We start from the raw sequence: 11,750 nt of genomic DNA, 5'->3' as shown, positions 1-11,750 counted from the left end.
TTGGGCTTTTATTTTTCTGTTAATTCTTCGCTCTTTGTTTTTCCATGATTCCTGAACTTGATCAAACCATAGAAAGCCACAATTCCCCAAAAAAAATTAGCCGCTGCCGCAGCATAAGAGAAGTCATAAACGGTGTCAATCACTAAAAACACACTACCAAGAATATTATAAACGTGAAACTTAGTATCCCGAAGTGTCCAAACACCACGATTGAGCTGAACGTAACTGATAATAAAAAGTACAGTGCCCAACCAACCTAAGGTTTGAACACTGTAACTTATGATAGTATTGGGAATCATATAAAGCGATCTATTTAGGGTTAGCCATTGCAATAGTCCCTAAAAAAGCTTGGTTATGGAAGCACTTAACGGTTTCACCCTTAAAGCTTAATTTCTAGATAATCTGCACTCCGGCTTATTCAACAATCACCCAAACATTCACCCAGTTATGAGGTGCTTTTAATAAAAGCTTGGTGGTGCCTGTTGGAAAAGTAACAGCAGTTTTAAACTGACCATCTTTCACATCTGCCTTGCCTAAAAGTGAATAGTCATCCTTCCCCCCTTTAGCAAAGTTGTTTGTAGAAGACTGATAGATTTCTACGCTACCCGATTTGTCGGCTACATCCCAAGTCAAGGTGAGCTCGCCCCCTTCTGTCTTCGCTTTGGCATTCATGATTGAAATATCGCCAATGAACGGAACGCCATCCATTTCTTCCTTAATTTGAGTAGGTACTTCAATTTCCAAAAACCTTAAAGCACTAGCAGCAACATCTACTACGGGTGGGTTATTTTCGAACCTCTCATTCAAGTTATTTTGATCTGTAACAATCCAAGTAACACGTTCTCTCTCCGATTGCCCACCGTGGCCTTTGCCTGTCTCTTCGCTCCTACCATGATCTGTTGTAATAACAATCATCCAATCTTCATTGAATTCCTTTTCGCGTTGCTGAATGGCCGCCCAAATTCTTCCCACTTGGTTATCCATCCCCTTTACCGCTTCAATCATTTGCGGACTATCGCCATACATGTGGCCCATGTCGTCCGTAAATTCTAAATACACCCACGACAAATTAGGCGCATCAGAAAGCACATAATCAGCCGTTCCTTTCGAAACGTTTTCGTCAATATTGTACATAAAACTACGGTCGGAAGTATGTGGGAAAGCGACTGTATCTAACTCAAAACCATCAAAAGAGTAATCGAACATAAAGTTACCAGCATCTGCTTTTCCTTCTCCTACCAACTTGGTTCTGTTATCTTCCCAGCTTGAAAAAATAGCCGTGCTCATTTCAGGGTTAACCGTTTTAACGGTGCGAAAAATACTCCAATAATTGTAGTTGGGATTTCTTACACTGTTGCCCCAAACATTGTGTTTGTTGCCCCAAACTCCCGTAATCATATTCATATAACCTGGGGCCGAAATAGTAGGCGTCTGTGTATATTCGTCTTTTCCTCCACCTTGATAAGCGCGAGTATAGCCACCTTGAGCAGCAATTTGATCCAAAATTGGCGTATCTACACTTTCCAGCACGTCTGCAGGAACACCATCGACTAAGATGATCATTACCTTTTTTTCGGGTGCAGTACCGCAGGCCGCCATAACGATGGCTAAAAAAAGTATACTTATTGATTTCAACATGATGTGAATCTTTATCTGATTAATTGAGTGTTTGAATATTATAGAAATAAATGAACCGAACCTTAATTTAAGCTGAAAATGAGAAAATACCAGAAGAGGCCAAAAGCCTCATCCGGTATATCAATATTTGCAACCTAATCTAATTCCATCCAAAAATCTGTGTTAAGCTAGGGTTCAGCGCTACTTGAGCAGCTGGCACCGGACGGTAGTAAAACTTTGGATCGTCAAAAGTTCCTCTTTCAATGACCGTTAAAATATGTCCGCTGTTGCCTTCTGACAAAAACACTCCCACATTTTCACCAAAGCTACCTACACGGTAATAAGCAAAAGGAACATCTAAGGCATTTCGCTCTTTGGTATCTGGGATTGAAGCTGAAGCATCTAAAAGAATAACATCTTCAATTCCATCGCCAGTGATGTCGTGCTTACCTAAGCCACTGAAGTATAAACCTTTTGGCTCTTCTTCTAACAATTTACCAGCTTTCCAACGCATCAGGTCATCGAACCTATACCCTTCCAATGCCATTTCAACCCTTCTTTCTCTTCTGATTTCGAGTAAAACTGGATCTGAAACTGTTGGATACTTTGCCTGCAACACTGGATCTACTGTAGCAGCCATTGTCAAGTTTGGCATACCTGCTCTGTTACGCAATAGGTTAATCGACTCGTTTAATACAGCTTGGCTCATTTCATTCAACTCAGCTTTGGCTTCAGCATAAATCAAAAGTGTTTCGGCAAATCTCAATACAGGAAAGTCCAAGTTATTAATAGTGGACTGATCTGTTACATTCACAAACCCTTTCAGCTGATGATAGCCCGAGAAATTCTTTGCCAATTGCTGAACATACGTTCCTGCACCTTGGCTGTAAGTTCTTGAGTTTACCAGCACAAAGCCTGGATAAGCATAAGTTTGAGACAATCTCGGGTCTCTGTTTTGGAATTCTTGAACAAAGTTGAATTCATCGTAATTGGCTTGGTTCGAATAATAAGAACCATCTGCCATTAAGTAAGACTGCAATAAGTCCTTTGCTGGACTGGTTTCATAATTACCAAACACAGTTTCTGACCAACTACTATTTTTCACTTGGTCAAGGCTATATACTCCTAAAATCACTTCTGGATTTGACTCTAAATCAGTGCTATTGAACAAGCTACTGTAGTCCGTAGCGCTATTGCCTGTGTTCTTGATACTGAAAGGGCCATTGTCCATGATGTCTTTAGCGATATCTCTCGCCAACTTCAAATATTTATCAGCCGAAGCAGCAAGATTCAATTCACTATGATACTTTCTAAAAGTACCTTCGTGTAGCGCGTTTCTTGCCATAAAGGCCTTTGCTACCCATCTGTTTACTGCGCCATCAGGTTGGTTCTCGAAAATATTCTCGATAGCAAACTGGTAGTCTTCAAACACCTTATCCACTACCATTTCACGAGAATCACGTGACTTGTTCAAGGCTTCAGTATCACCCGTTTCGATAACGAAATCATAATAAGGCACATCTGAATACCTTTTCACTTTGTCGTAGTAAAACTGCGCTCTGAAGAATCTTCCCAAACCTTCAAAGTGATTTAGTTTTTCTTGAGAGATGTTCGCTTTTTCAAAGTTCTCTAAAAACAAGTTGATTGATCTCAAAGTACCCCAGCTCCAGCCAGAAGTAACGGTAGAAGAAGATGGAGAGCTTACCATCATGGTTTTCATTTCAGTATTACCCGTAATGGCAGCATTATCTGTTCCTCCATCGGCATAATAAATTCCCGAACCTGGGAAATTGTAAAGGCTGTTGACGTAAATATTAAGGTCTTCTTCTGTGTTAAAGAAGTTCTCTACGCCAATCGAAGTTTCTGGCACTACATCTAAGAATTTGTCGTCACAAGCTGCAACTGAACAAATTAAGAAGAGTGCAATCAGTATTTTAAAATTTTTCATTTTGAATTCGTTTAAAAATCAGATGATTACAAAGTGATGTTGATACCCAATACATATCGTCTTTGGAACGGGTAAGTGTAACCTTTACCTACTCCTCTTCCACCGCTCACGGCAGGGTTATACTGAATGGCATTGTTTACTGCTTCTGGATCGAAGTAGTCTTTCAATGCTGACCATTCGAAAAGGTTTTCGCCACTGGCATAAACTCTAACATTTGAAAGACCAGTTCTAGACATTAATTTTACTGGCAAAGTATAACCGATGGTTAAGTTCTTGAGTCTTAAGTAAGCTGCACTTAACAAGTAATCAGTTTGCGGAATGGCCAAACCTTGCGCTTGGTCAATTCTTTCACCTAAGTTTCTATCGGCTAACCAAGACTGTAAGTGAGGGTATTTGGCATCCAAATTTTGATCGGCCAAACCTGCATCTATATATGACTGCGAATGTCTGTCTCTATCGGCACCAGTTTCTGATTCGGCTCTGTAGAAATCGTTCAAGTGAGCATATCCACCAGCATAAGGCTGCTGATAAAAACCCCAATACAAGTAATCTAAAGGATAGTAATCTCTCTTTCCTACTCCTTGAAAAAGAACGCTAATGTCAAAACCATTCCAATCCGCAGAGAGGTTCATCCCATAGCGGTACCTTGGTGATTGATTACCGATGATTGACAAATCTTTTGTATCATCCAAAGTATAGCCTTTAGTGATCTTATTGTCACCGTTGAGGTCTTTGTACTTTGGCCATCCTTCAACAATTGAAATGGCTCCCCAAGGCACAATGGCATTCTGATCTAAAGCATCAATTTCTTCCACAGACCTGAAAAAACCATCGTTTTGGAGGCCCCAAATTTGGCCTAACTCCATTCCTTCATAGAATTGAGTAATGCTACCAGTTGGGTTATCGAACTTAGTAATGAAAGAACGGCTGTCAGATAAGTTGAAGCCCGCTTTGAAGTTCAATGGCTTGCCTGATAGGCTTACTTCGTTTTGGTAACCAAAAGAGAATTCCCAACCGTTAGTTTTTAAATCGGCTGCGTTTTCTTTTGGTTCAGTAGCACCCAATACGTCTGGCAACTCTCTACCCAAAGTCAACATGCCTTTGGTATCTCTTCTGTAGATATCGAACGATGCAGTTACTTTGTTTTCAAGGAATCCCATGTCAACACCAAAGTTTCTAGTCACTACTTCTTCCCAAGAAAAGTTATTTGACACCAATTGAGGTGAAGAAATTTCTAAAGGAAGCTTTCCATCAATCAGGTAGTTTCCTTGGTAAGCATCCATTGTTGAAATGTATTCATATGGACCAATGGCTTGGTTACCCAAAGACCCAATCGAGCCTCTCAGTTTAAACTGGCTTACCCAGTCTCTCATTCCAGCCATAAAGTTTTCTTCGTCTACTCTCCAAGCCACTGAAGCAGAAGGGAAAAATCCGTAACGGTTATTTGAAGGAAACTTAGAAGCACCATCATATCGACCGTTGAATTCAACAATATACTTGTCGTTATAGATGTAATTAAGTCTGTAGAAAACACCTCTTACAGCCCATTCAGAAACATTTTCATCCACAAACTGATCTCCAGTAGCTAAGGCTATTGTAGGGAGTGAAGCAGAAATAACGTTGTTACGTTGTGCGCTAAAGGAGTTCCAACGGTTGTGTTCTTGGTTGAAACCTAAAGTTCCGCTCAAGGCGTGATCTCCAAATTGTTGCCTATAGCTTAAGTAGCTATTCAACACATAATAATTCTCAACAGTACTTGATCTGTAGGCTGAATTATTGCCTTGTTCTCTAATGTCACTTGGGCCAAAACCAATATTGTACTTTGTTTGGAACCAGTTTCTATCTTGTCTTCCCCTTCTGAAAGTGAAGTCAGTATTAAAAGTCAAAACATCTTTCAACAATTCGGCTTGTACTCCAAACTGAGACTGAACACTTGTAAATTCAGTGATATCCTCTCCACCATCTGTTAATTGAGCAGAAATTACTCCAGCTTCAGAGTTCGCCCAACTTCCATCAGGGTTAACATCCCATGAGGTTGGTGCAATATTGTAGATAGAGGTAATATCGAAGTAAGAAGGTTCCTTTCTTTCCGTAGTGGTTAAATAAGTGTTGTTACTGAGGGTTAACCAATCGTTGGCTTTGTATGAAACCTTACTTCTCACAGTGTATCTATCAAAGTAATCATCGGCAATGGCCAAAACTCCATCTTGATGACTGTATGAACCTGAAAGCAAATAACTAGTACGATCGTCACCTCCACTGATAGAAAGCTGGTGGTTGCTTGAAGTAGTCTGATCCTTCATAAAATGACGCGACCAATCTTCCCCCCCCATGTACTCCCAAGCAGCTTCGTTGGTAGGATTCATTCTTACCCCTGGCAATGAAGAATCGTTTGAACGATCTCTGGCCCAAGCATAATACTGATCACTGAAGTTAATATTGTCCCAAGGCGTGTTGTCAGTTGACGTTTCTAACAATCTTGAGTAGATATAAGGGTCAGTGATTTTGTCTGGCAATACTGTGGCTTGGTTCATTGAAGTGTAACCAGAGTAGCTGATCTTCATTTTGTCCGAACCATTTTTTGTAGTGATGATTACCACACCAAAAGCTGCTCTTGCACCATAAATGGCCGCTGAAGAAGCATCCTTAATTACTGAAATACTTTCAATGTCCTGTGGCGCAATACGGTTCAATTCCACTGCATCTGAAGGAACTCCGTCAATTAAAATAAGTGGGCTTCCTCCATTGATTGAAGTAATACCTCTAATGTTAATATTAGGTGTAGCGCCCGGAGCACCAGAATTACTATCAATATTTAGGTTAGGAATGACCCCTTGAAGTCCTTCGGTTACACTGCTGATTGGTCGTTTTGCCAATTGCTGAGCATCAACTTGATCTACGGCACCAGAAAGATTTACTTTCTTTTCTACACCATAACCCACTACCACAAACTCCTGAAGTTCTTTGATATCTTCTTCCAACGTAATGTTAATAGTCGACTGATTGTTTACAGTTACCTCTTGAGAAAGAAAACCAACGAACGAAAATACGATTACCGATTCTTGGCTTTTCACTTTGATGGAATACTCTCCATCAGCACCTGTGATCATTCCATTGGTGGTTCCTTTTTCAAAAACAGTCACCCCAAAAATTGGCTGACCTTCAACATCTGAAATCAGACCCTTTACATTTAAATCTTGGGCAAAGCCAAGCACAGACACACATAAGCACATCAACATTAGGCATGTTCTGCGGAGCTGCCGATGCTGGGTTGAAAAAATGGATGTTAATCCTTTCATAAGTTACGTTTTAGTTTTTAGCAGATATTAGACTCCCAAATGTAGGCTCGGCATGTTACCTCATCATTAACCGCGATTTACTTTTAATTGAATAGTTGTTCAATCTATTTTCCCCATATTTGGCTTGCAGAATCACTGGAAAAATTAATGGGAAGAAAGAGCATAAAAGACCTCAGGAGGCAAGAAATAGTCAAAGCCTTCTACAAAACAGCTAAGGCAGAAGGGCTACACAATGCCTCTATTGCCAAGATTGCGGAAGCCATGAATGTTAACCCTAGCTTAATCTTGCATAACTTTAAGAACAAAGACGAACTCGTGCTTGCCTTGATTGATTACATTTTGAGCCGTTATCAGAAAATCTATACCACACGAAAAGACGGTTCTGCAATTGACCATTTAAGAGAAGTACTCAACAACCTCTTCTCAAGAAAATGGAATGCGCTAATTAGTGACGATGTCTATTATAGTTGCTACAGCCTGATTTTTAGAAACAACGTGATTCGTTCTAAATACAAAGACTTACATGACTCTCTACGGGCTTGGTTAGAGTCACATTTGGTGGAATGCATAGAAGAAGGTTCTATTGAGTTGGAAGACCCAAAAAGAACGGCCAATCTGATCTACACGATTTTAGAAGGAGCATACTATTACCTATGTATGGAGAAAAATGCAGTCAAAAAAGATGAAATCATGCAGCAGTATAAACACCATGCTTATGACATTCTCAAATTAAAAGTCTAGTACCAAGCGTATTCTCCCATTTATTGTTTGTTCCGAAACTTTTAGTCAAATTCACTTTAAGGAACAAAAAACACAATCATGAAAAATTTTAACTGGGAGTCGTTCACACAGAAAATTGCTGTACAATCAAGTCTATCAGAATTATATGATGCTTGGACGGTTTCGGAGAAAATAGAAAAATGGTTTTTGAGCGAGGCTACTTTCTATAATTCAAACGGAGAAGCCTTAACGCCCAACCAGCACGTAAGTCAAGGCGGTTCTTACAAATGGCAGTGGTTTCTATTTGATGATGTGGAAAAAGGGAGAATTACCCAGGCCAACGGCAGCGATTTTTTACAATTTACCTTTGCAGGTGAATGCTTGGTAGACATTAAACTCACACAGGTTGACGATACCGTAATGGTTGAGCTTACTCAAAAGAATATACCCACGGATGATAACTCAAAACAAGGAATAAGATTGGGCTGTGCATCGGGTTGGGCCTTCTTTCTCGTCAACCTAAAATCTGTATATGAGGGTGGATTGGACTTAAGAAACAAAAACGAATCGCTTAAAGGAATGCTCAACAACTAACTCATCAGAATAAAACTGCTAATAATGGATATTAACATTCATGAAGTCGGAGAGTTTCAAATAGCAGAAGTAACCTCCGAAGGTTTTGTTATTAATGATAAAGAAGATGGTTTAGACCTTCTTGGTAATTTATACTATCAAGGTTTTGATCATGTAATTCTTCACAAAGACAATATCACCTCTGATTTCTTCGATCTTAAAACGGGGATTGCTGGCGAAATTCTTCAAAAATTCTCCAACTACAGGGTTAAGCTGGCCATTATCGGAAATTTTGAAGTCCATCAAAGTAAGAGCCTTCAAAATTTCATTTTTGAAAGTAATAAATTAAGGCAGATCAACTTCGCTGAATCACTAGAAGAAGCCATAAAGAAGTTCTCTCATTGATAAAGATGACCTTTACATTACTTGTCATAGAGGTTATCATTTCATAAAACGTATCTGAACCTTTTTTCCAATAAGTCCATTCTCTTCATGTTTGTTAACAAGAAACACCGACCGTTTTTATAACTTGAGGCACAAAGAATTCAGCAATGGAGGAAAAGAGTAAGAAAAAGAAAGGCGTTACCAAACGTGATATCATTGAGCTATCAGTTGTTGTTGTGGCTTTTTTGGTCATTTATCTAACGGGTTCTCAAGCTGAAGTTTTTGGCAAAGTTCAACAGGCTGTATTAATTACTGGTGTTGTCAATGCCTCTGCTTTAGATGCTGATGAGGTTGTGGATGCCGATTACAATTTCCGTCTGGTGAATGAAGAAGGTAATAAAATAGACGTTCGTGATTTAAAAGGAAAAACCATTTTCATCAACATTTGGGCGACCTGGTGCCCTCCTTGTGTGGCTGAAATGCCCAATATCAATTCGCTATACAACAAGATTGAAAACAAAGATGACATCGTGTTCTTGATGATTTCTCACGATGAGGAAATGCGCACCACCCGTGCATGGATCAAGCGAAAAGGCTTCGATTTCCCCGTATACAAATTAGCTACTCCTCTACCCGATGTTTTCGAAACTGGAGTAGTTCCATCTACCTTTGTGGTTTCACCTGAAGGCAAGATCGTGGTAAGCAAAACTGGAATGGCCAATTACGACACTAAACGTTTCAAGAAATATTTGCTTAAGCTGGCTGAGAAATAAGGTGATGTTCCTTAAGTTTATGAGCCAAAGCGGCAAAACTGAATTAAATTCGGTTCAACTATATTAGGTTGCCTCTTATTTCTGAATAAACTTTGACATTAGCCATGAAGCTTATACACCTTTCTATCTTAACCTTTAGCCTAGCCGCTATTTCTTGCACTCCTTCTAAAAAAGACAAGTATTCATTGGCCAACCCTGAGCTAATCAGCTACAAAGTGGAGCAAACAATGCCCCACGATTCTTCTGCCTACACGCAGGGCCTGCTCGTACATAAAGGGAGAATATTTGAAAGTACAGGCCAAGAAGCTTCTTGGATTGGAATTGTAGACCCTTCGACCGGAAAGCCAGACAAAAAAGTAATACTTGACGACAAATACTTTGGAGAAGGAATTACAATTCTGAATAACAAAATCTATCAACTCACTTGGCAAGAAAAAGTGGGCTTTGTTTACGATTTAGAAACCTTTGAGCTACTAAGAGAATTCAAATACAATAACGAAGGCTGGGGATTGACCCACGATGGTAAAAACCTGATTATGTCTGATGGATCGAACTCGCTTTCGTTTCTGGACACCGCCAGCCTTACAGCAGTCAGTAAGCTGAATGTTACTTATAAAGGAGTAGCAGTAAGCAGCCTAAACGAACTTGAGTATGTGAATGGCTTTATTTGGGCAAACATTTACCAAAAAGACCAAATTGCCAAAATTGATGCAAAGACGGGTGAAGTCCAAGGTTTCTTAGACTTGTCAGATTTAACCTACCGCACCCGATTGCTGAACCCTGATGCAGACGTTTTAAACGGAATTGCTTGGCATGAATCGACCAAGTCATTATTGGTGACTGGCAAGCTTTGGCCACTGATTTATGTATTGAAACTTACAGGCAGTCCTGAAAAATAAGCTATTAACTCTCGATCATTGGTCACCTTTACCACCACCTTAGAACAACTTCATTATGGCCATTGGAGCTACCATTTGCCTGTTAGCCCAGAAATAACCGCGAAATTTACGGATGGCAATAACAGGCGAGTAAAATGCCTGATCAATAACAAAGCTACCATCAATACAGCTTTAATGCCGGTGGATGAAGGAAGCTACATTCTGATTAACCAGAAAGCGAGAGCCGAACTCAATATAAGTGAGGGCGATAAAGTTGAAGTAACTTTAGAAAAGGACGATTCAGAATATGGTATGCCAATGCCCGAGTCATTTAAGGTTTTACTAGATCAAGATGAAGTCGGATCCGAGCTGTTCCATACCCTTACCCCCGGCAAGCAGCGTAACCTCATTTACATTGTTGGAAAAGTAAAAAGTATCGACAGCCAATTGAATAAAGGCTTGGCCATTCTAGATCACCTTACTGAAACCAATGGGAAATTAGATTTCAAAGCCTTGAATGTGAAAATCAAAGAATTCAATCAGCGTGGAAAAATGCTTTAGCCTCCATATTGAAAAGGAGATTCCATTTGCCTGTTAAGTTTATTGAATCGATTTAGTCCTTCACCTAATCGTATTAAACAAAAAAATGGGACTCCTCTGACAGGTAGTCCCATTTGACATATTGCTTGATACTGAATATTTCTTAATTCGGTTCTTTCACTTCTATTTCCATCACATCTACCGCACTGACTTGAAAGTAACCGAATGCTCCATTAGATAGATTGGTTCGGGGGTTCGCAGGTGGCGGAGAAAACATTCCCCCGTCACTATTCAACAGATTAGACAAATCATTATAGAAAATGAATGCCTCACGGCTAATGCTATACATTTCCACCTTGGCATATTGACCTAATTTATAATAACCAGCTGTGGGAACACCACTAATGGATTCACCCAAAAAATCATCGTCCGAAAAGTATATATCTCCCTCAAAATCCCTGAGCGTTAAACCATTCTTATAGAATTTAAAAAGGTAATGATCCTCCCTATCCTGAGGTTCTTTCGCATAAAACAATACCTCATAAAACTCACCCTCTTCGTCAGGATCTTCCATTTCCTCTTCATCAATAATAACGGTCAGTGAATCGATCTCTGTTACGGGCAACATGGTTTCTGTAGCAGTATAATCAACACCGTCTACTGTCACTTTTAGGCGATAAGTCGTCCAAATACTGCCTGCATATGGCGTTTGAGGAAAGTAATAGCCTTTCTTAGAAGGGTCATTACTTGGATTGTGCACATATACAACTTCATTATTAGCATCGTCTGTAACCGTAACTACTGCATCAGTAATGGCCGGGTTTGGGTCTATCGAATAGAATCCTCTTGTATAGCTTAGCTTGATAAAATTGAGCTCAGAATTATTCGTTAATACCCCATCAATCACCACCCTGGTTTCAGATGTAATAGTGTCGATATTGATGGTTTCTTCACAAGAAACGAAGAAGACAGTGAAGGAAAACAGAATATATTTATATAGATTTTTCATCTTAAAATG

The 11,750-nt window shown here is 39.7% G+C and carries 11 protein-coding genes; 6 read left to right on the top strand and 5 right to left on the bottom strand.

Annotated features, from left to right (window positions below; translation table 11 throughout):
• Positions 1-8 precede the first annotated feature (8 nt).
• From AWN68_RS07860 to AWN68_RS07845, 4 genes are all read right to left on the bottom strand, one after another.
• Entirely contained in the window at positions 9-299 is a 291-nt protein-coding gene (locus AWN68_RS07860) for a CBU_0592 family membrane protein (protein WP_068413730.1), read from the bottom strand.
• Positions 300-414: 115 nt separating this feature from the next.
• Positions 415-1,638, bottom strand: a complete 1,224-nt coding sequence (locus AWN68_RS07855) for an alkaline phosphatase family protein (RefSeq protein WP_068413727.1) — start codon at positions 1,636-1,638, stop codon at positions 415-417.
• 139 nt (positions 1,639-1,777) lie between these two features.
• Positions 1,778-3,565, bottom strand: coding sequence for a RagB/SusD family nutrient uptake outer membrane protein (locus AWN68_RS07850; protein ID WP_068413724.1), 1,788 nt, complete (start codon positions 3,563-3,565; stop codon positions 1,778-1,780).
• Between the two features lie 26 nt (positions 3,566-3,591).
• Positions 3,592-6,864 carry a SusC/RagA family TonB-linked outer membrane protein gene (locus tag AWN68_RS07845; protein WP_068413716.1) on the bottom strand — a complete coding sequence of 1,091 codons (3,273 nt, stop codon included), beginning with the start codon at positions 6,862-6,864 and terminating at the stop codon, positions 3,592-3,594.
• 147 nt (positions 6,865-7,011) lie between these two features.
• On the opposite strand from AWN68_RS07845, the gene AWN68_RS07840 reads away from it, so the two are divergent.
• From AWN68_RS07840 to AWN68_RS07815, 6 genes are all read left to right on the top strand, one after another.
• Positions 7,012-7,605, top strand: coding sequence for a TetR family transcriptional regulator (locus AWN68_RS07840; RefSeq protein ID WP_068413713.1), 594 nt, complete (start codon positions 7,012-7,014; stop codon positions 7,603-7,605).
• A 78-nt stretch (positions 7,606-7,683) separates the two neighbouring features.
• Positions 7,684-8,178 carry an SRPBCC family protein gene (locus AWN68_RS07835; protein WP_068413711.1) on the top strand — a complete coding sequence of 165 codons (495 nt, stop codon included), beginning with the start codon at positions 7,684-7,686 and terminating at the stop codon, positions 8,176-8,178.
• A gap of 24 nt (positions 8,179-8,202) precedes the next feature.
• On the top strand, positions 8,203-8,562 hold the full coding sequence (locus tag AWN68_RS07830; RefSeq protein ID WP_068413709.1) for a DUF4180 domain-containing protein: 360 nt from the start codon (positions 8,203-8,205) through the stop codon (positions 8,560-8,562).
• Between the two features lie 146 nt (positions 8,563-8,708).
• Positions 8,709-9,314 carry a TlpA family protein disulfide reductase gene (locus AWN68_RS07825; protein ID WP_068413707.1) on the top strand — a complete coding sequence of 202 codons (606 nt, stop codon included), beginning with the start codon at positions 8,709-8,711 and terminating at the stop codon, positions 9,312-9,314.
• A gap of 104 nt (positions 9,315-9,418) precedes the next feature.
• Positions 9,419-10,213, top strand: a complete 795-nt coding sequence (locus tag AWN68_RS07820) for a glutaminyl-peptide cyclotransferase (protein ID WP_068413705.1) — start codon at positions 9,419-9,421, stop codon at positions 10,211-10,213.
• Between the two features lie 18 nt (positions 10,214-10,231).
• The gene (locus AWN68_RS07815) at positions 10,232-10,753 is read left to right on the top strand and encodes a YdeI/OmpD-associated family protein (protein ID WP_068413702.1); all 522 of its coding nucleotides are present in this window, start codon (positions 10,232-10,234) and stop codon (positions 10,751-10,753) included.
• A 142-nt stretch (positions 10,754-10,895) separates the two neighbouring features.
• Here AWN68_RS07815 and AWN68_RS07810 read toward each other — a convergent pair whose 3' ends face one another.
• On the bottom strand, positions 10,896-11,741 hold the full coding sequence (locus tag AWN68_RS07810) for a DUF4249 domain-containing protein (protein ID WP_068413699.1): 846 nt from the start codon (positions 11,739-11,741) through the stop codon (positions 10,896-10,898).
• Positions 11,742-11,750: the final 9 nt, after the last annotated feature.

The sequence above is a fragment of the Roseivirga echinicomitans genome, from assembly GCF_001592935.1.
GTDB classification, from domain to species: domain Bacteria; phylum Bacteroidota; class Bacteroidia; order Cytophagales; family Cyclobacteriaceae; genus Roseivirga; species Roseivirga echinicomitans.
This window is presented reverse-complemented; position numbering and strand designations above follow the sequence as displayed.